This is a genomic window from Chitinophaga sp. SVR4-12A, from assembly GCF_056754765.1.
Map to the genome: position 1 here is coordinate 6,416,063 of NZ_JBPGWP010000001.1, position 22,959 is coordinate 6,439,021.

The 22,959-nt window shown below is 49.2% G+C and carries 17 protein-coding genes; 9 read left to right on the forward strand and 8 right to left on the reverse strand.

All coding sequences use genetic code 11. The features are described from left to right. Window position 1: 1 nt before the first annotated feature. From ACR9Y8_RS25855 to ACR9Y8_RS25865, 3 genes are all read left to right on the forward strand, one after another. Window positions 2–778: an enoyl-CoA hydratase-related protein gene (locus ACR9Y8_RS25855; RefSeq protein ID WP_481216149.1), complete on the forward strand. Its 777-nt coding sequence runs from the start codon at window positions 2–4 to the stop codon at window positions 776–778. A 139-nt stretch (window positions 779–917) separates the two neighbouring features. Then, window positions 918–1,433: a hypothetical protein gene (locus tag ACR9Y8_RS25860; protein WP_481216150.1), complete on the forward strand. Its 516-nt coding sequence runs from the start codon at window positions 918–920 to the stop codon at window positions 1,431–1,433. A 228-nt stretch (window positions 1,434–1,661) separates the two neighbouring features. Further along, window positions 1,662–1,973: a hypothetical protein gene (locus ACR9Y8_RS25865; protein ID WP_481216151.1), complete on the forward strand. Its 312-nt coding sequence runs from the start codon at window positions 1,662–1,664 to the stop codon at window positions 1,971–1,973. 135 nt (window positions 1,974–2,108) lie between these two features. On the opposite strand, the gene ACR9Y8_RS25870 is transcribed toward ACR9Y8_RS25865, so the two are convergent. Beyond that, window positions 2,109–4,388 carry a Tex family protein gene (locus ACR9Y8_RS25870; RefSeq protein WP_481216152.1) on the reverse strand — a complete coding sequence of 760 codons (2,280 nt, stop codon included), beginning with the start codon at window positions 4,386–4,388 and terminating at the stop codon, window positions 2,109–2,111. 468 nt (window positions 4,389–4,856) lie between these two features. On the opposite strand from ACR9Y8_RS25870, the gene mazG reads away from it, so the two are divergent. Next, the gene (gene mazG / locus ACR9Y8_RS25875; RefSeq protein ID WP_481216153.1) at window positions 4,857–5,636 is read left to right on the forward strand and encodes a nucleoside triphosphate pyrophosphohydrolase; all 780 of its coding nucleotides are present in this window, start codon (window positions 4,857–4,859) and stop codon (window positions 5,634–5,636) included. Between the two features lie 110 nt (window positions 5,637–5,746). After that, window positions 5,747–9,520, forward strand: a complete 3,774-nt coding sequence (locus tag ACR9Y8_RS25880; RefSeq protein ID WP_481216154.1) for a sensor histidine kinase — start codon at window positions 5,747–5,749, stop codon at window positions 9,518–9,520. A 366-nt stretch (window positions 9,521–9,886) separates the two neighbouring features. Here ACR9Y8_RS25880 and plsX read toward each other — a convergent pair whose 3' ends face one another. The 3 genes from plsX to ACR9Y8_RS25895 form a co-directional block, all read right to left on the reverse strand. After that, window positions 9,887–10,741, reverse strand: coding sequence for a phosphate acyltransferase PlsX (gene plsX / locus ACR9Y8_RS25885; RefSeq protein ID WP_481216155.1), 855 nt, complete (start codon window positions 10,739–10,741; stop codon window positions 9,887–9,889). Between the two features lie 235 nt (window positions 10,742–10,976). Beyond that, window positions 10,977–11,174 carry a 50S ribosomal protein L32 gene (gene rpmF / locus ACR9Y8_RS25890; protein ID WP_481216156.1) on the reverse strand — a complete coding sequence of 66 codons (198 nt, stop codon included), beginning with the start codon at window positions 11,172–11,174 and terminating at the stop codon, window positions 10,977–10,979. Between the two features lie 31 nt (window positions 11,175–11,205). After that, window positions 11,206–11,742 (reverse strand): YceD family protein, encoded by a 537-nt coding sequence (locus ACR9Y8_RS25895; RefSeq protein WP_481216157.1) that lies wholly within the window; start codon window positions 11,740–11,742, stop codon window positions 11,206–11,208. 239 nt (window positions 11,743–11,981) lie between these two features. Here ACR9Y8_RS25895 and ACR9Y8_RS25900 point away from each other — a divergent pair, with 239 nt between their 5' ends. Beyond that, the gene (locus ACR9Y8_RS25900; RefSeq protein WP_481216158.1) at window positions 11,982–14,036 is read left to right on the forward strand and encodes a response regulator; all 2,055 of its coding nucleotides are present in this window, start codon (window positions 11,982–11,984) and stop codon (window positions 14,034–14,036) included. A gap of 133 nt (window positions 14,037–14,169) precedes the next feature. Here ACR9Y8_RS25900 and ACR9Y8_RS25905 read toward each other — a convergent pair whose 3' ends face one another. After that, window positions 14,170–15,051, reverse strand: coding sequence for a fructosamine kinase family protein (locus tag ACR9Y8_RS25905; RefSeq protein ID WP_481216159.1), 882 nt, complete (start codon window positions 15,049–15,051; stop codon window positions 14,170–14,172). 24 nt (window positions 15,052–15,075) lie between these two features. On the opposite strand from ACR9Y8_RS25905, the gene ACR9Y8_RS25910 reads away from it, so the two are divergent. Next, window positions 15,076–16,161 carry a DUF3810 domain-containing protein gene (locus ACR9Y8_RS25910; protein WP_481216160.1) on the forward strand — a complete coding sequence of 362 codons (1,086 nt, stop codon included), beginning with the start codon at window positions 15,076–15,078 and terminating at the stop codon, window positions 16,159–16,161. 295 nt (window positions 16,162–16,456) lie between these two features. Here ACR9Y8_RS25910 and ACR9Y8_RS25915 read toward each other — a convergent pair whose 3' ends face one another. The 3 genes from ACR9Y8_RS25915 to ACR9Y8_RS25925 are packed head-to-tail and all read right to left on the reverse strand — an operon-like array spanning window position 16,457 to window position 21,397. Beyond that, window positions 16,457–19,576 carry a lantibiotic dehydratase gene (locus ACR9Y8_RS25915; RefSeq protein WP_481216161.1) on the reverse strand — a complete coding sequence of 1,040 codons (3,120 nt, stop codon included), beginning with the start codon at window positions 19,574–19,576 and terminating at the stop codon, window positions 16,457–16,459. Between the two features lie 14 nt (window positions 19,577–19,590). After that, the gene (locus tag ACR9Y8_RS25920) at window positions 19,591–20,319 is read right to left on the reverse strand and encodes a LytR/AlgR family response regulator transcription factor (protein WP_481216162.1); all 729 of its coding nucleotides are present in this window, start codon (window positions 20,317–20,319) and stop codon (window positions 19,591–19,593) included. 4 nt (window positions 20,320–20,323) lie between these two features. Next, a complete protein-coding gene (locus ACR9Y8_RS25925; RefSeq protein WP_481216163.1) occupies window positions 20,324–21,397 on the reverse strand; it encodes a sensor histidine kinase in 1,074 nt (357 codons plus the stop codon). A gap of 189 nt (window positions 21,398–21,586) precedes the next feature. Between ACR9Y8_RS25925 and ACR9Y8_RS25930 the strand changes: the two genes are divergently transcribed. After that, a complete protein-coding gene (locus ACR9Y8_RS25930; RefSeq protein WP_481216164.1) occupies window positions 21,587–21,745 on the forward strand; it encodes a hypothetical protein in 159 nt (52 codons plus the stop codon). 36 nt (window positions 21,746–21,781) lie between these two features. Next, window positions 21,782–22,954: a lanthionine synthetase LanC family protein gene (locus tag ACR9Y8_RS25935; protein WP_481216165.1), complete on the forward strand. Its 1,173-nt coding sequence runs from the start codon at window positions 21,782–21,784 to the stop codon at window positions 22,952–22,954. The last annotated feature ends 5 nt before the right edge of the window (window positions 22,955–22,959 follow it).

Here is a 22,959-nt window from a genome sequence, read left to right on the forward strand (position 1 = left end):
GATGCAACCGGAATTTATAATCATACACCAGGTGGCGCCCCATGTAGCCCACATCCAATTGAACCGCCCCGAAGCTTTGAATGCCCTGAACCTGCAGCTCATGTCGGAACTAAAGGAAGCCCTCCAGGCTCTGGATGTCGATGAACAGGTACGGGCAATCATAATCAGTGGCAATGAAAAAGCGTTTGCAGCAGGAGCTGACATCACGCAAATGGCGGGTAAAAGCGCCGTGGACATGTACAATATTGATCAATTCAGTACCTGGGATGCCATCAAAAAAACCAAGAAACCACTGATCGCAGCCGTTAGCGGCTTCGCATTAGGAGGGGGATGTGAGCTGGCCATGCTATGCGATATGATCGTAGCCAGTGAAACAGCCCGGTTCGGACAACCGGAAATAAAGATCGGTGTGATGCCTGGCGCAGGCGGTACCCAACGCCTTACCAGGGCCGTTGGAAAAGCCCTGGCCATGGAAATGGTGCTCACCGGCCGCTTTATTACCGTTACAGAGGCCTTGCAAGCGGGCCTTATTAACCGGGTGGCGCCCGTGGAGCTGTACCTGGAAGAAGCTGTAAAGCTGGCCAGGGAAGTGGCCGCCATGAGCCCACTGGCCGTTAAGATGGCCAAGGAATCGGTACTGAAAGCTTTTGACAGCACCCTCGATGAGGGACTGCATTTTGAACGTAAAAACTTTTACCTGCTGTTTGCCTCGGAAGACCAGAAAGAAGGTATGCAGGCGTTTATGGAAAAACGTCCGCCTTCATTCAAAGGGAAATAGTCGTTAGTCATCAGGCGTTAGTCGTTAGTAACCCACACAAGGCTAATCCCGCTGTATTTACTAACGACTTACGACTAACTGCTAACGACTGCCTAAATTGTATTTGTATAATTCGATGATGAGTATTTCAACCATGACTATGAGAAAGCTGCTGCCTTCAATAATGGCCATATGGGTACACACCTGCGCATGTAAGGAGCCCATTGCCAGGAAGCAGGAGCAACAGCCGAGGGAAACATCCGTTACCCCTTCCCCGGACACCATGATACCTGGTAATGATACCATTGTCGCTACCGAGATCACCTCCTGGAGCCGTTTTGAAGACTTCACCGGCCGCTATGCCGGAGAGGTGGACCTCCTGGAAAAAGAACCATTGAAGCAGCGTTTCCGCCAGCTGTTAGGCAGAGACACCGCGATCTTCTTAAAGCGCTACCAGGTAGCGCCTCCTATAGAAGTGGATGACGGCATTCTCTATAACGATGGCTGCGAACCGCACAACTGCTCCTCCGACGAAGCCTCCCTGGCGATCGATATGAAACGCGACCTCATCTTCGCCGGTATCGCCGTAAATGGCAGGGTAAAGCTCTACGCAGAAAAAAGGGATACAATCTATCCCCAACGGATATTGGAATGGCGGGAGAAGTTTGGAAGATAGTTGTCAGTTATCAGTCGTCAGTTGTCAGTCGTTAGTTGTAAGTCGTAAGTTGTCAGTCATAAGTTTTCAGTGATTAAGGCGAGGGTTATTCACATGAATTTACCCCAACTGACAACTGATAACTGACAACTGACAACTCATGACTAACGACTAACGACTAACAACTGACGACTGTTACACCATCGCAGCAGTAAACCTTAAATTACTGCTTCCTTAAAATGTTCCACTATGCGAAAACTCCAGCCTATTCTGTTCTGTCTGGCCATGGTATTGGCCATCACTGCGGCTTTTGCCGCCAAAAGGGTCACCCTGTACATCTACATCGATCCTCAAAGCGATGGCGTTTACACCCGTCAGCCGGGAGCCAGCTACAACATCAGGTATTGCCAGCCGCACCCGGGCACTTTCTGTTTCTACGGCACCAATAACACGCTGCCTACCAGCCTTACACAGGCGCAGATCGACGATTATATCGCCCGCGGCCTGATGAGCGCTCATTATCCCGACAGGCGCTATGAGCCTCTGGTCATTATTGAGTAACGTAAAAAGCTACAAGCCGTAAGCTTCGGGCTGCAAGTAGTGACCTGTTCATTACCTGCATGCTTAGCTTACGGCCTGTAGCTTACATTTATCGCTTCAATCAGCTTGTAGCTTGTGGCTTGCCGCTTGTAGCTTTTAATTAAACTTCTTCTTCAACTCTGCCAGCTTCGCCTGGAAATCATTCAACGGCGCTTGCTGTTGTTGTTTACCAGTTGGTTTACTATTACCACCACTATTATTATCCCTTCTCTCTCTCCTTTGGCCTCCGCCTCCGCCTTGCGCCGGAGCCTCATTATCCTTCATTGACAACGATATCCGCTTGCGTGCAACATCCACTTCCAATACCGTTACCGTTACTTTCTGGTTCAGTTTCACCACTTCATTCGGATTGCTCACAAAGCGGTTAGACAAATGCGAGATATGTACAAGGCCATCCTGCTTCACGCCTATATCCACAAAGGCGCCAAATGCCGTGATATTCGTTACCACGCCAGGTAATGTCATACCAGGCTTCACATCATCCATAGAATGGATGCCTTCCGCATATTCAAAGATCGCGATCTCATCACGCGGGTCACGGCTGGGCTTATCCAGCTCTTTCATGATATCTTCCAGTGTCAGTATGCCCACTTCTTCGCTCACATAGCTCTTCAGGTTGATCTTCTTACGCAAGTCTTCCTTGCTCATCAGGTCCTGTACGGAACACTGCTGCTGCGTGGCCATGGCTTCTATCAGCGCATAACGCTCAGGGTGCACCGCAGAATTGTCCAGCGGGTTATCGCCGTTCTCTATACGTAAGAACCCTGCGCACTGTTCAAACGCTTTCTCGCCCAGGCGCGGCACTTTCTTCAGCGCTGCACGGTTACGGAAAGCGCCGTTCTCCTTGCGGAATTTCACAATGTTCTCTGCCAGTGAAGGTCCGAGACCGGATACATACGCCAGCAGGTGTTTGGAAGCCGTATTGAGGTTCACGCCCACGTTATTCACGCAGCTCACCACCACGCGGTCCAGGCTCTGTTTAAGTTGCGACTGGTTCACATCATGCTGGTATTGTCCTACACCGATAGACTTCGGGTCGATCTTCACCAGCTCTGCCAGCGGATCTATCAGTCGGCGGCCAATAGACACGGCCCCACGCACAGTCACATCATGATCCGGGAATTCTTCCCTTGCCACTTCAGAAGCAGAGTACACAGAAGCGCCGCTTTCATTCACCATGAACACAATGATCTTGGTGCCGAAATCGATCTTCTTGATAAACTCTTCTGTCTCACGCCCTGCCGTACCATTACCCACTGCAATGGCTGCAGTATTATATTTCCGGGCCCAGTTCTTCAGCAGGGCCTCTGCGTCATCGCGTTTATAGTTCTTTTCCAGGGGGAAGATCACATCATTGTCCAGCATATTGCCCTGCTCATCCAGCGCTACCACCTTACAACCTGTACGGTAACCCGGATCCACCGCGATCACCGGCTTAGGTCCCAGCGGCGCCGCCAGCAGCAGCTGACGCAGGTTCTCCGCAAACACATCTATCGCTTCCGCATCAGCCTTTTCCTTCGCCTGGGCACGGAACTCGTTCTCCAGCGAAGGACGCAGTAATCGTTTATACGAATCCGTGATCGCCTTCTGCATCTGCACGCCGCAAGCCCCGCTACCCGTTACAAACTGCTTGTTGATGATCTCCAACGCTTCTTCCTCTTCCGGCTGTATAGAACCATACAGGATTCCCTCTGATTCAGCGCGCAATACCGCCAGCACCCTATGAGAGGGGAGAGACGTCAGCGGCTCCTTGAAATCAAAGTAGTCCTTATATTTATTACCTTCTTCTTCTTTACCCTCAATCACCTTAGAGCTCAGCACCGCCGTATGCGTAAACAGCTTACGCAGTTTATCACGCACCTCCGCATTCTCATTCACCCATTCTGCAATGATATCGCGTGCACCCTTCAGCGCCTCATCAACAGAAGCCACTTTATCATTGATGTATTGCTCTGCCAGCGCATCCGGCGCTCCTTCTTTCTGCTCAAATATGATCTTCGCCAGCGGCTCCAACCCTTTCTCGATCGCCACCGTTGCCCTGGTCTTACGTTTGGGCTTATACGGCAGATAAATGTCCTCCAGCTCCGCAAGGTTCCAGGTTCCTTCCAGTTTCTCCTGCAGTTCCGGCGTCATCTTCTCCTGCTCCGTAATGGTCTTGATAATAAACTCCCTCCGTTCATCCACTTCCTGGTAACGCTTTTTCAGATCCTCTATCCGGGCGATCTGCACTTCATCCAGGCTTCCGGTCACCTCTTTCCGGTAGCGGCTGATAAAAGGTACGGTAGCACCTTCTGACAACAAGTTCATGGTATTTTCCGCCTGCCTGGCCGAAATACCTAATTCTGTCGAAATGAGTGCAATGTGTTTGGTATTCATGAATTAACTAATAATGAATAATTAATAAGTCTGGCCCTTTCAAAAGCCGGCCGCAAATGTAATTAAATTGGTTTTTACCACCACGGAAAGTTGTCAACAGTGAAGGAGTCGATAATCCAGGGTCCATAGTCCATCGTCCATGGTCCATAGCAGCTGCCTGTTAAAGAGCTACCCGTCCCACCCGTATCTCCTTGCCCACTACCTGGCCTGATAACAAATTTGCGTTGCTACACCGTTCTTGCCACTCCCGACGCTCACCGTGCCGTCGGGTTTTAAAACGGGCCTTGGCTGGCGCGACCCGCTTGACCCCGCCTCATCAACCCCCTTCCGTCCCCACGCCCTCCCAAAGTTAAATCATCTCCCTCACAGCCAGGCGCAGCCCGTTTTAAAATCCCCGACGGCAAAGCGCCCAAGGCGGCCCCAAACCAGCCCCCAAGCATCACTAAATATTTTCCCTATTTTTATCTCATGGAAGAAACGCAAACCAACGCATCCTTCGATCAACTGCTCAAAATCATGGACGACCTCCGTGAAAAATGCCCCTGGGACCGCAAACAAACCCTGCAATCCCTCCGGCAGCTCACCATCGAAGAAATGTACGAACTCACCGACGCCATCACAGACCAGGACTGGAAATCCATCAAAGAAGAACTCGGCGACATCCTCCTTCATATCGTATTCTACGCCAAGATTGGCGCAGAACAACAGCAATTTACCATCCAGGACGTTATCTCCGGTATCTGCGCCAAGCTCATCCACCGCCACCCGCATATCTATGGCGACGTCAAGGTGGAAAACGAAGAACAGGTAAAACAAAATTGGGAAAAGCTCAAGCTCAAAGAAGGCAAAACTTCTATCTTGAGCGGCGTGCCCGTATCCCTGCCCGCCCTGGTCAAAGCTATGCGCCTGCAGGAAAAAGCCAAACAGGTAGGTTTCGAATGGGACAACACCCAACAGGTCTATAATAAGGTACAGGAAGAGCTGGCAGAACTGTCAGCAGCCGTACAGTCCAACAACCAGGACGAGATAGAAGCCGAATTCGGCGATCTGCTCTTCGCCCTCGTGAACTATTCGCGCTTCCTGAAAGTAGACGCCGAAAACGCCCTGGAGCGCACCAACAAGAAATTCATCCGCCGCTTCCGGCAGATGGAAGATATGGCCCGGGAACAGGGCCGCCAGCTCGCTGATATGACCCTGACTGAAATGGACGGGTTATGGAACGAAGTGAAGAAAACAGAAAATAAATAAAAGCTACAAGCCGCAAGCTACAAGCCGCAAGCCGTGGCAGCTATATTTGAATAACGGCATACATCTTGTAGCTTGCAGCTCGAAGCTTGCAGCTTTTTAATCATTACTCATTGCTCGACATCAAAGAAATACGGCTTTTCTTCCTGCGACACGGATATTTGCTGATCATCGCCGCATGGCTCTTCACCTTCGCTTTCCTGTTCAGTAATTACTGGTCTTACTACTCTTCCCCCCAGGGCGTAAAACGCAACCTGGAAAAGAGCCTGCATAAACGGGAACTGTCATTTGAACGCCTGGCGGCAGACGGCCGGCTGATGGATCATTTGTTCCGCCGCACCTACAACGAAAAGGAGCTGAAATTTGTACACGACCGCGATTATTACGTATTTGCCTACGATAGCAGCGCTATCGGCCGCTGGCTGGTATTCTGGAGTACCAACGACGTACAGCCGGACGACCAGGTGATCTATAAAGGAGGCTCCGGCTTTGTGAAGCTGAAGAACGGGTATTATGAAGTGATTAACCGTACGATGCCTGCTCCTTCGGGACATAAACGCTGGCTCGTCGGACTGATCCCCGTCAAGATGGAATACAGCATCAGCAATGACTACCTGGTAGATCACTTCTATGATAAACCCGCCCTGGGCAAAGAATACGAGATCCACCTGCGCCCTCCCGGCATCCCGGTGCTGAATAACAGGAATATCATCCTCTTCTACCTGCATTACGATCCCGCACTGAGTGTCAGTCCGCCTAACCTGCTCAGCGTCGTGCTCCGCGTATTGGGCGTGATCTGTGTGCTCATCTTCGTTAATCTCTTTGCTACGCTGATAGCCCGGCAGAAGAATCCCCTCATCGGTTTCTTTTTCCTGTTTTTCATGGTCCTCACACTCAGGATCCTCAGTTACATGTACCCGTTCCCGTTCGACCTGCGGGCGCTCAACATCTTCACTCCCTTCATTTACGCGAAGAACGAAATATTCCCTTCCCTGGGCGACCTGCTGCTGAACGTACTGCTCACCTTCTGGATGTTGCTGTTCTTCCGCGAGCACGTAAAGACCATCAACGCGACCAAGCTGAAAGAAGAATGGCAACGAATTGCGGTGATCGCCTTTTCCAGCCTGGTGGTGTATATCGTCGGCCAATTCCTCTCAGAGCTGATCCAGAGCCTTGTGATCGACTCCAGGATTTCTTTTGACGTTACCAACCCTTTCAGCCTGAACGAATACAGCGTGATCGGGTTCATCATCCTGGGATTCATTGCCTTCAGCTTCCTGTTCTTTTCACAGATCATCAATTACCTGCTGAATGAGCTGACGGGTTTCCGTCACCGCACCAAATATATCTTCCTGGCGGCCGTGGGCCTGGTATGGCTGCTGTTCCGCCTGAAGAACCCCGAGCTGCCTTATTTTATCGTGATGGTGATCTGGCTGCTGCTCTATGTAGTGCTGCTGGATATGTTTGCCCACCGCTTTGAAAAGAGCCTGGGCACAGTGTCTTTTGTATTCTGGCTGGTGCTGCTTACTGTCACCACCTCCGCCGTACTGGTATATTATAACAACAAGAAGGAGCTGACCCTGCGTGAGCGCCTGGCCGTAGACCTTTCCAAGCAGCGCGACCCTTACCTGGAAATGCTGCTCAATGATGTGAGCCGTAACATGGAAGACGACGAGCGCATACAGATCCTCTTCCAGGATATGCGCAGCGCCAGCCAGCTGCCTAAAGAGCTGCTGGTAAATGAGCTGCAGCAAAAATATTTCAAGGGTTACCTGAGCCGCTTCAATGCTACTTTCTATTTCTTTGACGAGAACGGCTACCCCGTCTTCCCTTCAGACACGGCCAGCATCTATTCCCTTAACCCGCGGATCCTGCAGCATTCCGACCAGGTAGGCAGTGATAATGACCTGTACTACAATGAACGCAGCTTTAACGACTACAGTTACATCGGCAAGAAAGTGTTCATGAAAGACAGTATCATCATCGGTTCCCTGGTATATGAGCTCACGCCTGCAGTCATCAACTCGCAGAAGCTTTACCCCGAGCTGCTGGTAGATGGTGAGATCAACGACCCGGAAAAAGAAACCTCCGCCGCCTATTCTTACGCCATCTATGATAAAGGGATCCTGGTAAGCAATATCAACGATTTCGCCTTTCCCATCAAGCTGTATGCCAGTGATATACCGGAGACCGACGTATCCGAAAAGAAGGTCAAGGGCAATTCCATGCTCATTTATAAAGCTTCGAAAGATAAGATCGTGATGGTGGTAAAGGAGAGCCGGAGCTTTATAGAGTTCATCACGCTCTTTGCCTACATGTTCTGCCTCTTCCTGCTCATTATCGTGATCTATAAACTACTGGATCTGCTGATAAAGGCCAGGATGCGCATTGGCCCGCTTCGTACATTGGTAGACGTGAGTATCCGTAAAAAGGTGCACGGCACGATCATCTTCGTAGTGGTATTTGCCTTCGTCATCCTGGGTGTTACCACCGTATTGTTCTTCATCAACCGCTCGGATGCAGAGAACCGCGAACGGCTCAGCAAAACCATGAGCGAGGTGGCCCACGACGTAGAAAAGGAATTCGACTCCCAGCGCATGTTCGATAACCTGGAAGATCTCTATGATCCCATTTTCCAGGCAGGTTTGCAATCTTCGATGAGCGACATCGCAGAAGACCGCGCCCTGGATATCAATATCTTTGACCGCGATGGCAACCTGCAGGTAAGTACCCAGCCCCTGATGACGGAGAAAGGGCTGCTGTCCCGCAAAATGCAGCCGCAGGCCTACTTCCATATGTTCCGGCTGAACGAGATCCAGTATATACAGAAAGAGGAAATCGGTTCGATGAACTACTTCTCCGGTTACGTACCTTTGCGTGATACCACCGGAGAGGTATTTGCTTACCTGAACGTGCCTTATTTCGCAACGCAGACGGAACGTAACCAGCAGATCTCGAACTTCCTGGTAGCCCTGATCAATTTCAACGCCTTCATCTTCCTGATAGCCGGTATGCTGGCACTGCTGATCACCAACTCCATCACGCGGTCCTTCTCCCTGGTAACGGAAAAACTGCGGAATGTAAGCCTCGGACAAAGGAACGACGAGATCGAATGGGATAAGGATGATGAAATAGGCGCCCTCGTGAAGGAATACAACAAAATGGTGCGCAAGCTGGAAGTGAGCGCCGCCAAGCTGGCCAAGAGCGAAAGGGAAGGAGCCTGGCGGGAAATGGCGCGGCAGGTGGCCCACGAGATCAAGAACCCGCTTACGCCCATGAAGCTGAGCATCCAGTACCTGCAGCGGGCCATAGATAATGATAGTCCCAATGTAAAACAGCTCACCAACAACGTGGCCCATACGCTGGTAGAGCAGATAGAGCACCTGTCCAATATCGCATCGGACTTCTCCGCCTTTTCCCGCATAGGGGAGGCCGTGAATGAGGTGATGCTCCTAAATGAGGTGCTGCATTCCCTCCATGGCCTTTACCAGGGCCAGCCCGGCTGCGAGATCCTGTATAATGAGCCGGAGCGTCCCTGCCATGTATATGCCGACAAAACCCAGATGAACCGCCTGTTCACCAACCTGCTGCAAAATGCTATACAGGCTATTCCCGAAAGCCGGGCCGGACGTATCGTCATGCACATGGAGGCCACCACAGACGACAAATGGGTGGTGGTCAGCGTGCAGGACAACGGCGAAGGCATCTCTCCTGAGATCCAATCCCGTATCTTTGTACCTAACTTTACTACCAAAAATTCCGGTACCGGCCTGGGTCTTGCCATGTGTAAAAACATCGTAGAACAGGCAAGGGGCGAAATCTGGTTCCTCACCCGGCTGAATGTAGGTACTACCTTTTATGTGAAACTTCCCCTGGTAGTTAAATAAGCCATTTCCTTGCGTTTGCCAGCTAAAACCCGTTAGCGATCTAACGGGTACATCGTATTTCCGGTATTATTCATCCGGTTTTCTGCTCTATATCGGCTATTTCTAAACTAGTTTTAAGCAGGATAACTGCTATCTAAAAAGGGGGCTTATATCCCGGTTATATCTGGCATACAACCCGCTTATATATGGGAAATATCCCCAGGAAAAGCGGCAACTGTACTGGGTTTCAGGTGAATAAGCACTAGTAAAGCACTGGTTTTTAACGCATTAGGAGGGAGGGGTATAAAAATGAAAAGAGGGCATATCTGAGTGATATACCCTCTTTTATAATGATTTTCAATATTTTATCGCTCGTTTAGCCGCTCTTTATGCCTTTCCGTTGAAGCTTTCTTTTATCTTGTCCAGTAACTTACTTTCTATCATCTGCTGCGCCAGCAATATCATATTCTTAAACGCGATCCCTTTCGATATACCATGTCCGATGATCACCGGGTGGGAAACCCCTAATACCGGCGTTCCTCCGTAGCTTTCAAAGTCAAACTGCTCGAGGTAGCTGTCATTGATCTTGCGTTTCACCGCGATATCATGGAAGGACTCTGCCATTTTCAGCACAACGTTCCCGGTAAATCCTTCACAGACAATCACATCTGCTTTTGTGGAGAAGATATCTCTTCCTTCCACGTTGCCGATAAAATTGATCTGCGGGTGTTCCTTCAGGAGGGGATAGGTGGCTTGCGCCAGCAGGTTGCCTTTACCTTCCTCTTCGCCGATATTTAGCAGTCCAACGGCCGGTTTGCTGTGGCCAAGGATATGCTGGGCGTACAGGGAGCCTAATATGGCAAACTGTACCAGGTTCTCGGGCTTGCAGTCAGCATTGATACCCACGTCCAGCAGCAGGCCATAGGTGCCGTCCTGCCTGGGCACGGGAGTGCTGATAGTGGGCCTTTGCACGCCTTCTATCGCTTTGATGGAATAAAAAGTGCCTACCATCATGGCGCCTGTGTTGCCGGCGCTGATAAAGGCGTCTATTTTACCATTCTGTAAAAGGTGAAAGCCGATGGCAATGGAAGATTGCTGTTTTTCTTTCAGTGCTTTGGTAGGGTGCTCATGCATGCCAATGATCTGGGATGCGTGAACGATGGTATAGGTCAATGGGTCTATCTGCGCATCTGCCAGCAGGGGTTTTACTGCCTGCTCATCACCGATTAGCACCAGGTGCACGTTCTTTGGGGCAGAGGCCAGGAATAATTGTACTCCGTTAACAGCTTCCTGGGGGCAAAGTCACCTCCCATCATATCAAGCCCAATTCGCATGTAACTTTAATTTGGTCTTAAGGGTAGTATATAAGTACGCTGAATGCCCAAGGCTAAATACCAAACGCTTAAGTATAGCAAGCGTTCAGCATTTAGCGTTTAGCGTTCAGCGTAGTGGTGCCATTTAAAGTAAATGACCTGGCCTATTTAGCGGCGCCGGCTTGTTTCTCCAGCACTACTTTACCTTTGTAGTATAATTTGTTCTCTACCCAATGAGCACGATGTCTCAGATGCACTTCGCCGGTTGCAGTATCAGTGCTTAAAGTGTCTGCAACTGCCTTGTAATGCGTTCTTCTCTTCGCTGATCTTTGCTGAGAATGTCTGCGTTTAGGATTTGGCATTGTATTGAATTTTTAATTGTCTCGTTATTAATTAATTTTCTCTGAATTTGTCCAGATCTTTCCAAATCGGGTTCTTTTTCTCACCCGCCTGTTGGTTCATCTTGTCCAGCATTTCCAGCACCTTGGGATCACAACCGCTCTTACCGTTGGCGTCGTCCGGGTGTATCTTCTGCATCGGAATGCTCAGGTTGATGAATTCGTATATCCATTCTGCCACATTTAAGTGGGATTCTGTCTTCGAAATATAGGAAACTTCCGGATCCTCATCACTATCCATTTCTTCCGGATTTTCCACCAGTTTCACTACCTGGTCAAAATCGTCCCATAACTGCAATTCAAAAGGTGCGCCGCATCTATCGCAAATTACAGTAACAGTGCCACCTATCTCGAATTTCAGCAGGAAAAAGTTGCTCTTTTTGTCTAATTGCAGCTTTACCGTTGCATTTGTATTGCTGAAATCCTGCGGACCGTAATTTTCAAAAAAACTATCCGTAATTTGGTACTGAAAGGTATGCACTCCGGGCTTCAGTCCTACAAAGGCTATATCAAATTCACGGAGTGGTTTCATCTGTCAATAAATTTTATGTCAATGGTCCGATGGAACTTGCGCAAAGTTATTTACTTTTATAAAGAAAGAACTAAGGCTTGTTTCATAAAATTAGTCCTCCACTTTTAGAGGGATGCAAAGGTAACTAAATTATTGTAAATGTAAAAATTTCCTAAATTTGTTGATTATCAATGCAGCCCGGAGGGTATAAGCATTAATATGAAAACCTTGATCATACCCCGTTCCATGAAATTACTACCATGAAGGCCAAAGTTAGAATGGGACACCGGAATACGCCATCTGTCAACACCAATATGCCAATATCGGATGTGGTGGACGTTTTTTCCCTCCCGCTATCAGTATTGTTGCAAAATTCTAACGCCGGTATCTTCGTCACGGACCCCAAGCACAAGTTCATATGGGCTAATGATGTGATTGTCAGATCGTTCGATATGGGGCCTGACGCCTGCAAGGTGGTCAACCAGCCTTTCGCGGCCGTCATAGAATTTTTTCGGCCCTTTGTCAGGGAGCCGGATGCCTTTGAAGAAAAAATGAAAGAACTGCGCCGCCGGAAAAAGACCTTTTTCGGCTGGCCGATCCTGTTTTTAGACGGGCATATCCGGGAGGTGAGCTATATGCCCCTGCAAGACAAAGGCCGTTTCCGTGGCGCCATCTGGCAGGTGGTGGACGTCACTAAAAACCGCGTACCTCAACAGGAGCTGGAACGGGCCCGGCAGGAAGCCGAAGAGGCCCAGCGTGCCCAAAAGGATTTCCTGGCCAATATGAGCCATGAGATCCGTACCCCGCTCAACGCCATCATCGGGATGACCCATCTCCTGGAAGAAACGAACCTCGACGAACGGCAGGATGAATATGTAAGGACGCTGAAACATACTTCCGGGATCCTCCTGGGGCTTATTACCGATATCCTGGACCTCTCCCGTATCGAAGCCGGCGAACTGCAGGTGAACCAGCGGGAGTTTAACCTCGGAGAGCTGATTCATTCCCTGAAACATACTTTTGAGTTGAAAATGGGCCAGCGGCCCATCAAAATATCGGCTTCGGTAGATACCCGCCTGGAGCACCTCCTGGTAGGAGACGACCTGCTACTGAACCAGATCCTCATGAATTTGTTAGGAAATGCAGACAAATTCACGAAAGAAGGGGAGATCGCCCTCAGCGCAGAGCTGGAAAGCTGGCAGGAAAATACACTCTGGGTGCGGTTCAGGGTATGCGACACCGGTATCGGCATCCGGAAGGATAAACTCGAGCTGGTTTTTCAGAATTATAAGCAGGCAGAAAAAGAAATTCGCGAAATTTATGGCGGCACAGGCTTAGGCCTGGCCATTGTCAAGCAATTGGTCGAGCGGCAGGGAGGCCATATCCTGATAGAGGAACATCCTGGTTACCGGACTTGTTTTTCATTCAACCTTCCTTTCATTGATACCAACAAGCCGGTGGTATCCGGGAGCATCCTGAAAAAGCGCCGCCGGCAGATAGATTTCGGCGGGGCCAGGGTACTGATCATTGAGGATAACCCGATGAACCTCCGCTATATTATCAGCCTGCTGGAGAAATATAATATTCATTGCCAGCTGGCCACCAACGCACCGGATGCACTGTATTTCCTGGATTCCCGGCTATATGAGCTGATCTTGATGGACATCCGCATACCGGGAATGGATGGGTTTGAGCTGACAAAGAGGATCAGGGCCGATGAGCGACTGCCCAACGTAGCCACCCCTATCGTGGCCACCACTGCCGTAGCCATGGAGAGCACCGCCACCATGGCCCGGAACATAGGCATCACGGATATCCTGACTAAACCGTATACGCCGGATCAGTTATTGCAGATCCTTAACAAATACCTGAACGAAGACGAAACCGCGTTACCAATGGAGGAAGAAGAAGACATTAATGGTTACGAGTTCCACGAAGAACTGAATACAAAGTACCTGCGCGCTTTGTACGAGAATAATATTGCCTATGCGGCCGACCTGTTCGAGATCTTCATTAAAACCATACGGGGCGAAGTGCGCAAGCTGGAAAATTTTGTACATAAAAAAGACCTGGAAAACCTCAAGATCCAGGTGCATAAACTGAAACCGAATTTCGCCATGGTAGGCCTTACCTGGGTCAGCGATAAAATGCAGGAAATGGAAGATGTGCTGAAAGATGAACAGGAAGCCACTGCCACTAAAATTGCGTCCCTGTACGCCGAGATCGCTGCCGATATGAACCGCTATTTCCCGGTGGTGGAAGAAGAATTCAGCAGGATGATACAATTCATGAAAGAGCAGGGGGTTAAAAGATAAAAAAGTTTGAGGTTTGAAGTTTGAGGTTGGTTAGATGTTAGAGGTTGGCAACAAGTGTCAGGTAAGATTTCATCCATCAACCTTTAACCTTTAACGAACTTCAAACCTTAAACCTCAAACCTCAAACCTCAAACTAACTGTTCTCACGTAAAATCTCCTTCACATTATCAATATAACTCCCTCCAAACAATAACACATGCACCAGCAATGGATACAGCTGGCAGATGCCAATACGCTGCTGCCACCCATTTGCCAGGGGATACATGTGCTGGTAACTATAATAAAAACGGGTGTCAAAGCCGCCGAAGAGGCGTGTCATAGCCAGGTCCATTTCGCGGTGGCCGTAATATACGGCAGGGTCGTAAATGCAGGCGCGTCCGTCTGGTCCTACCATGAAATTGCCGGACCACAGGTCTCCATGCAATAAGGCCGGCTTTTCTTCGGGAAAGATGGAGGGCAACCGTTTACACAACTTTTCCAGCAGCTGGAGGTCGCTTTTGTCGATCAGGTGCTTATCATAAGCCTGCCTGCCCAGTGGCGTCAGGCGGTTAAAAGCATAGAATACGGCCCAGCTGCTGTACGGCGTATTATATTGTTTAATAGAGCCGATATAGTTAGATTCATTAAAACCGAAATGAGGTTGCGTGTGCTGATGCATTTTGCCGATGGCCGCTGCAAAGCCTTCCCAGAAATCAGGTACGGCGCCGCCCTTTTGCATAAAGGTGGTCACCAGAAATGCCTGTCCGTTCTTTGCACCGAAACAGATGGGCTGGGGCAGGGTGATGGCGGCCGTTTTACGCAGGGCCTCCAGCCCCCTGAACTCCTTGGCGAACATATCCGGGTAGCGCCGTGCATCATTCAGCTTCAGGAAAAAGGGACCTTCATTGGTAGAGAGTTTATAGGTTTTATTTATATCTCCACCATGTACGCTTTCTGCGTGATTAATTGTTATTTTCACTCCTAGTTGTGTAGTAAGTGTGGCAGACAGCTCATACAGTAATATGTCATCGGTCATCGTTGTCACCGGTTATAGATCATTATGGAACATAAAGCTACGATTAAAAGGACAGGGATTCGTATAGTCATAACAGTGCTCAGCCTGCTGCTGTTGAATCTGTTATTCGCGGTAAGTGACGGCTTTGCTTCATTCTACTTTCATAGGTTTTATGTTTCGATAAGTGCTGTCTTCAGGCGAGTAACGGGACTGGTGCCTTTTAGCGTCGGAGACCTAATTTATGCCGCCTGGATTATAACCGCTATAGTTTTTTTGTTAAAACTATGTTATAAAATGATCAGGGGCCGCTGGATCGAGGCGGGCGCCCTGCTCCTAAAAGGGCTGGGAGCCTTGCTGGGCGTATACTTGGCCTTCCTGCTGCTGTGGGGCTATAACTACCGGAGGCACTCTTTGTCGGCGGATATGGGCCTGGATGTGAAGTCTTATAATACCGCCCAGCTTTACAAACTGGCCGATACCCTGCTGCTGCAGGTGAACACGCAGAAAGCCGCCCTGGGCGATACCATCGGCCTGGTGGCGCCCGATCGGGACAGCGCCATGCTGTTCAGTAAGGCCGTTCATGCCTACGAGCAGGCTGCCACCAAATGGCCCTCGCTCCGGTACCAAAGCCCCTGCGTAAAGCCCGCCCTTTTTGGCAAATGGCTGAACTATATGGGGGTGACCGGCTATCTCAACCCCTTTACTAATGAGGCCCAGGTAAATACCACGACCCCGCTTTTTATGCAGCCCTTTACCACCTGCCACGAGATTGCCCACCAATTGGGCTATGCCCCCGAGGAATCGGCCAATTTCATAGGATACCTGGTGGCCGACAATACCGGCGACCCCCGTTTCCGCTACGCCGCCAATTTTGAAATGTTCCTGTACAGTACCAGCCAGCTGTCCCGCCGGGATACCACCCTGGCCAAAGACATCTGGCGCAGGGCCGTGCCCGGAGTAAAAGCGGATTATAAAGCGATGATCGATTTTTACAAGGCCTACCGCGGTCCCCTGGATGATTATTCCGGTATGTTGTATGATCAGTACCTGAAGGCGAATAAGCAGGAAAAAGGAATTTACAGTTATAGTGAGGTGGTGGGTTGGCTGGTGGCATATTTTCATTTGAATTAAGGGAGGGGCCATCCCCTTCCGCATTGCGGGATATCCCATCCCCGTCATTGCCAGCAGTTATTGCCAACAGTTAAGGAAGGTTACACCACTCGCGTCATTGCGAGGCCCGCAGGCTCAGTGCGGAGCCGGGCCGAAGCAATCTTTTAGTTGCTCTTTAGCGGCGGTTGTGTTAAAAGATTGCTTCGTCGTGCCGCGCTCTAAGGCTTTGCGGCTCCTCGCAATGACGGGATGAAGACCCTGGTAGTGACGGGGATGAAGACCCACTTGTCCGCAATGACGTTATGTTGAAGACCGCCTATAACATCTTACTCCTCGCTTCCAGTGATCGGTAATAACTATGGCTGATATGGTAAACGATCATCTCATACCTTCGCTGCGAAGTATGGAACAGCCTGTTAAAATGCATATGCAGCAGATCGCCAACAAGGGCCTGAATGCCGGGCGCATGTGAATCCCTGCTTTGCAATAGCTCCTGAACAGCGGCGGCCAGGCGCTCGCTGTGCCCCTGTATCAATGCTGATAGCTCCGGGTAGGCTGCTGCCGCCAGCGAAGGGTCCAGCAGGGTGCCTATCAGGGAGTGATGGTCCCGGAAGTATTGGGCAAACAATTGTTTTTCTTCTTTGCAGGGACTGAACTCCTTATTGAAAGCATCCCTGTAATGGCCGGTGAAGCTGGTTTTCTCCGCCAGCGTAAAAGAGAATTGCTGCAAGATCAGGTCCAGATCTTTCAATGCGATCATCAGTAGGGGAGGATGATGCGGATGCCCGGCAATATACTGTAGCAGCTCCAGCACATAGTTGCTGTCCATACAGAAGAAATGCTCAGCGGCCGCTATGCTGCTGGCGCCATAACGCTCTATTTCCCGTATATAGGTATCTGTCTGCACTTTCCAGATGTACTGTTCTCTTTCCGCATCCGCCAGCGCCGCTTTCATATGCTGTACCACTTCCCCGGTATGTTGGGTGTTGCTCAGCCGGAAACGAACACGCAGATGTTCTTTGGTGTTGCCGTAGCGTATAAAGAACCAGGCCCTGATGAGCCCTTCATCGGTCAAAAGATCTACCGTAGGTGCAATGATATTTTTCAGTATTTCATTCGCGTAATGATGATTGCCATAGAGCTTAAAGTACAACCATTCCGATCCGATGGAAAAATGCCTGACAGGAAGCGCATGATGGTCTGGCTGTAGCGCCGGCCGGGCAACAGGCGCGTCATTCTTTACAATGCCGATCAGCTGATGTACATAAGGGCGGCCGTTTATATCTTTAGTGATCGTACTGTCTGATGTATACAGGAACTCTTTCAGGATGATCTGCTGGCTGTCTTTTATCTCTCCTGTAAAAGCTGGTATAAGCTGCTCATCTTCCGTATCTATCAGTAATTCCTGATCGCCATTGGACAGCACAAAATAGCGCGGCAGTTTCCAATGAGAAACGAATTGCCGGAAGGCAGCCGGCCGCGCTGCCGGTTGTGCATCCAGTAGTCCTTGATACGTATCGGAGGGCAGATGCCATTGCGCCGGGCTAAGAATAACCTCTTTATACTGCAGTCGGGGATAAAAATAAATACCCGGCAAACGGATGTTCCATGCAAAGGTGAGCCCCGTTTGCTTTCCTTCTCCTTGCAATTCTCCCAGCAGGCGGTAGAGAGGAAGCGTGTTATGCACATAATTATGCGCGCTGTCTATCCTGGGCAACACGTTTTTTCCATGCTGTTTTGAGTACAGGGTCATCTCTTCATGCTGCAGGGAGACATAAAGGTCCGACACTGGCAGCTGTTCATGAGGACAACGGGAAGAGAGCCCCAGGTAAGGAATCTCGAATGGCCGGATACCGGGATGCTGCATAATATTGCCTGTTCTGCTTTCAGGCAGATGCACTACTGAGGCAATGAGACTGTCGGCCCGTTTATCCTGTTCAAACGCTTGAACGGACTGCAGCAGTTCCCGTATATGCGCATCCGTATATCCAAAGCGCCCGGCCAGTGAAGTACCGGTGGCGCCGCCTGCACTCTCGATCACCATATTGGCGCCGGGTGTATTGATGAAGCTGAACATGACGGAGAAGGTATCAGGCAATGCAGGGAGGCTGATCTCTTCACGCAGCCCGGCGATCTCTTGATCTGTGATGAAAATGGTAGTAGCGTCTGTTTTAAAGGCGGCTAACAGCTTTTTTATGAGCAGGTGCTGTACCGGCTGCCCGCTGGAAGGCAGCTCTTCCCCGCCAAGCGCAGAAACATTGACAGAAGAGGGTTGCTGCAGTTCATCCAGCTCCGTTATACCGCTTGTTTTATCTGACAGGATCCCGATATCCGGATCTGCGAGGAAGGGCAAGGGAACAGGCGCGGTTTCATACCTGGCCCTGAATTTTTCCTTTATATCGCTCAGCCATTTGCTGGAGCTGTGGCCGGAGCAAAGTATCTGCAATACCTCCAATGCAGACAGCAAGGGCGGCTGCCATTGCTGGTCAATAGTTTGTTCATTGCTTTCCAATGTACAATCGATCTGGAAAAGGCGGTCAGCACGGAAGGGGATAGATAATGCTTCCACCTTGTGGGTGGCCTGTTCCAGCGCCCCGCGCAGGCAGGGCGCGCAACGTGCATGAAGCAGCTGCTCGTGCATTTGCTGCAGCCCGCTAAGGTATTGTTGTACCATATCGCTGCCGGTGCCCTGGTGCACCTGTTGTAATACCCGGATGATCTGTTCCAGGAAATCGTCTCCGGCGCCCTGGAATCCCAGGTTGCTGATGAGCAGCTGTGAATCGATCATCTCATCTATATAGGCGGCCGCTTCCTCGTGAGAGACACTTTCCATTTCCATTACTCTGCCGCAAAGCACGTCGAATTGCATCGCGGAGCATTTACACTGATCCGCCAGGGCGGATAGTAACGGCGAAGCGTCTACGGAGCTGACCTGGTATTTACGCTGGTTGTTATCCAGTATATATTCATAGTACCTGTATTCATTGCCTACCTGGTACAGGGAGGAGTTGAAACGGTAATACAGCTGGTGACGCACTTCCGGGAGCGCCTCCAGCAGCTGCACCAGGTTGCAGAGGAAGTCGGTATCAAAGCGGACATGCCGGATCCATTTGTCTGTAAGCAGCGCAATGCGGTCCTTTTCTCCCCATTGCAATACCGTGCAGCCGGAAAAAAGGCCGAAGGGTGTTGGCCGGCTGCGCATGCGGCTGTAATATTTGATCAGGGCGTTAGTGACCTTCTGCTGTTTGCGCGGGTCTGTTATATTGCCGGACTGGTATTTCAGGCATTGTTCGTACAGTGCAGGAGAGGCCAGGTGAATAGCTTCCATCAGCGCAGTATCATTCAATAGCTCGGCTGGCAAAGGTGTTGTAACAGATTTCTCAAATGGCTTAGCAGGGCATCGTAAAATGAGTGGCGAAAAAAATGACAACCCCATCTTGTCTTATTTTATCAAATGTTTTTTTGATTGCCGATCAGTCGCTGTTTCAGGATATCAAAAAATGCGGTTTTGTAGGTTTCACTTAATGTAAGACTCTCTTTTACATTATTGAGAAACACCTGGTTCCCCTCGATGATCTTTATTTTATCAATAGAGATGATATATGATTTGTGTATGCGGATGAACTGGTCTTTAGGCAAGCTGCTTTCCAGGTCTTTCATGTTCAGCAGCGTGGTGATATTCTGCTGGTCTTTGTGAATGGTGACATAGTTCTTCATGCCTTCTATGTAGAGAATATCTTCCAGCTCTATTTTCTGCAGCTTGTTCTTGGCATCTACGCGCACTACAATATAATTCTTGTGAGAGCCGCTGCCTTTAGCGTCCTCTTCTGCAAATGCGAGCTGGTTCATGGCTTTTTGTACTGCTTTAAGTAAGCGGTCAAACGACACAGGTTTCAGCAAATAATCAAGTACGGCATATTCAAAACTTTCAAATGCATATTCTTTGAAGGCAGAGATCACAATTACCTTGGTCTTTTCTTTTACCAGCTTTATGAAATCCAGTCCTGACAGCTGCGGCATCTGGATGTCGATAAAGATGATGTCCACATCTATGCTGGAAAGGGCATTCAACGGGTTGTTAAAGGTGCCGGTCAGTTGTAGAAAAGATATCTTCTCAATATAGCTTTTCAATAAATCAATAGAGTGTTGTTCGTCGTCAATAATAATACATTTCAGCATAGTATCAGAGATTTAGGTTCAGGGTAACGGTGTATAAAGTACTAACATCCTCAATATCTAGTTGGTATTGGTCGCTGTTGTAGGTTAAACTTAATCTTTTTTTAATATTGCTTAAACCAATGCCTCTTGAGTCTATCAGCGGTTGCGTGTGCTTTTTTTTATTTTGTATGAAGAATTTAAAATGGCCATCGTTCATGCAGATATGGATCTTTAAAGGATGTTCCGGGTCTTGGAGGTCGCCGTACTTGAAAGCGTTCTCCACGAAGGTGATCAATAAAAGTGGCGCTATTCTTCTGTACTTGTATTCTATGTTGTCACAAATGTTTACATCAACGAATAATTCGTTGTTGAAACGAAGTTGGTGTATTTCTATGAGATTGAGAATATGCCGGATCTCATTTTCTATCTTCACCTTTCCTTCTTCATCGTGGTTATCGAGTGCGTAACGCATGATGTCGGAGAGGAGCATTACGCTTTTGCCTGCCTCCTGGGAATGCTCTCTTACCTGTGTGTAGATAAAGCTAAGTGTATTGAAAAGGAAATGAGGATGGATCTGGTAGCGGAGGTAGTTCAGCTCTGTATTCAGGATCTCTTTTTCCAGGTGGGCTTTCTTTTTGGTCTCTTCTATCCGGATCTCATCCAGTTTGCGCAACCTTCGTTCAGTCCTGATAGTGTTGACCGCCAAATAATAGGCATAGCTCAGGGAGATGAAATAGAGGAAGCGGAAGACCCTGAGCAGGACAAAGACTTCAAGCGGATCTGTACTGTAGATGGAGTGGATCTTGTAAAACGCCAGCGACCTGGTGATGCCATAATTCAGGCCTAAATAAGCCACTGCCAGCAGCAGGGTTTGCAACACCAGCTGCCACCGTTTGTTCTTTCCCAGTGTATTAGGTAAGATGATATAGGTGTTTACGTAAAAGACGAATGCATTGAGAAGGAAAAGGATCAGTGTGGATGTGAGCGATACTTCCGCCGGCGCAATGATCATCAGCATACCGTTCTCGTAGAAGAAATATAGGATCCATACCAGTACATGCGCTCCCAGGTCAGATAGATTCTTTTTGCTGATCGCCATGGGGCTAGCTAAAGCAGTTTTGAACATATTCGAGGCGTCTGTGTTTTACTTGGCAAACGGCAATTTTGTGTAATTATCGCCGGATTTGGTACAATTAATTTTTTGGTCTTTCATAGGCTATCGATATTTGGACTGTTATGAATTAACAAGATATGATTTGAACCACCCACCAATAAAAAATTGTGTCTTATGAAAAAAGATCTTGAAACTACAGGCAGGTTATCACTGAATAAAAGAATCGTCTTAAAAATAGTAAATAAAGCCGGAACAGGCAAAAAATTCCCGACCTGTAATACGCTGCCTACAACGCTTCCAACAACGATGACAGGCTTTAACGTAGGTGGTTAGCAGATATTGTCCTCCAGCATTAATATTTGAATAAAGATGATAAGACCCAACGATCCGGAAACCTATATGCTTGAAAAAGTAGTAACGGCTATTGATAAACAGTTTCAACAGGAATCAGGATTTGGGTTGCCGGATGTTGGCTACGCATTGTTCTATCATTATTTATTCAGATCCTCAGGAGATACCGCACACGCGCTCAGACGGGACCACTGCCTGCACGATATTATCAAGGGCCTGGAAAACATTACAAAACCCGCGCAGGAGCTAGGCCGTTACCCATTCCACTTCAACTGCCTGGCGCATATCATGAGCGATCCTGCACCCGAAGCAGCGCTACAGCCAGTACTGGCGGCTGGATTTGACAAGTGGAACCAACGGCTGGCAGCCAGCCCGTTCTTTGAAGGTATTACCAGTAAGCTGGGTTATTTAACAGGTTGGGCAGGTGTGATGAAATACCTCCTGGCGCTGCCACCCGGCTTTGAACAGCGACGGCAACTACTGGAAACATATGGATGCTCGGTGAAAAGGCAGTTGCTGTTCATGCATGACCACGACCTTTTTTTTCTGCCTGACGAGCCGCTGCAGACGGATATGGGACTGGCGCAAGGCATCTGCGGCGTGCTCACGGTGATGGCAGATCTGGCAGCAGGCTTTGAGAATGAGTGCATTACTGGTTTTCTCAGCGAAGCGGCAGCCAGGTTGATAAGACTAAGACAGCAGGTAGATCAGTACGAAAATAAATGTTCTTTTTTCCCTTACCGGATCGATAACCACCAAATGGTAGCGTTCTACGGTAATAGCCTGGACTGGAGTAACAGCGATCTCGGTCACGCCTTACTGCTTTGCAGGGCCGGCCTTCTTTGTGGCAACGAACATTACCGCTCAGTAGGAGAGATCATCGCCCTGAACTCATTGCTGAGAACTACAGCGGAACACACGGAGATAGGCAACGCTACTTTAGCCAGGGGCGCAGCCGGAACGGCCGTCCTGTACAGGAAGCTGTACGAAGTAATTCAACATGAAGACCTATTGAAAGGATATAATTACTGGATTGCCAACACTATCACACTTGTTAGGGACGAAATGAAGGAAGGAAAATTCTGGCACAAGGAAGCAGACATCCTGGAAGGCCTGCCAGGCATTGGTCTTACGCTGCTGGGCCATCAAAAGGGAAATACTACAGATTGGAGTAGCATCATCCTCGTATAGCCTGT

Bases quoted from the DNA above. Each gene is read 5' to 3' on its own strand.
- ACR9Y8_RS25905 (WP_481216159.1), bottom strand. From the start codon at position 15,051: ATGACCGATGACATATTACTGTATGAGCTGTCTGCCACACTTACTACA.
- ACR9Y8_RS25870 (WP_481216152.1), bottom strand. From the start codon at position 4,388: ATGAATACCAAACACATTGCACTCATTTCGACAGAATTAGGTATTTCG.
- ACR9Y8_RS25930 (WP_481216164.1), top strand. From the start codon at position 21,587: ATGAAAAAAGATCTTGAAACTACAGGCAGGTTATCACTGAATAAAAGA.
- ACR9Y8_RS25935 (WP_481216165.1), top strand. From the start codon at position 21,782: ATGATAAGACCCAACGATCCGGAAACCTATATGCTTGAAAAAGTAGTA.
- ACR9Y8_RS25860 (WP_481216150.1), top strand. From the start codon at position 918: ATGAGAAAGCTGCTGCCTTCAATAATGGCCATATGGGTACACACCTGC.
- rpmF (WP_481216156.1), bottom strand. From the start codon at position 11,174: ATGCCAAATCCTAAACGCAGACATTCTCAGCAAAGATCAGCGAAGAGA.
- ACR9Y8_RS25895 (WP_481216157.1), bottom strand. From the start codon at position 11,742: ATGAAACCACTCCGTGAATTTGATATAGCCTTTGTAGGACTGAAGCCC.
- mazG (WP_481216153.1), top strand. From the start codon at position 4,857: ATGGAAGAAACGCAAACCAACGCATCCTTCGATCAACTGCTCAAAATC.
- ACR9Y8_RS25915 (WP_481216161.1), bottom strand. From the start codon at position 19,576: ATGGGGTTGTCATTTTTTTCGCCACTCATTTTACGATGCCCTGCTAAG.
- ACR9Y8_RS25920 (WP_481216162.1), bottom strand. From the start codon at position 20,319: ATGCTGAAATGTATTATTATTGACGACGAACAACACTCTATTGATTTA.
- ACR9Y8_RS25855 (WP_481216149.1), top strand. From the start codon at position 2: ATGCAACCGGAATTTATAATCATACACCAGGTGGCGCCCCATGTAGCC.
- ACR9Y8_RS25865 (WP_481216151.1), top strand. From the start codon at position 1,662: ATGCGAAAACTCCAGCCTATTCTGTTCTGTCTGGCCATGGTATTGGCC.
- ACR9Y8_RS25900 (WP_481216158.1), top strand. From the start codon at position 11,982: ATGAAGGCCAAAGTTAGAATGGGACACCGGAATACGCCATCTGTCAAC.
- ACR9Y8_RS25910 (WP_481216160.1), top strand. From the start codon at position 15,076: ATGGAACATAAAGCTACGATTAAAAGGACAGGGATTCGTATAGTCATA.
- ACR9Y8_RS25925 (WP_481216163.1), bottom strand. From the start codon at position 21,397: ATGGCGATCAGCAAAAAGAATCTATCTGACCTGGGAGCGCATGTACTG.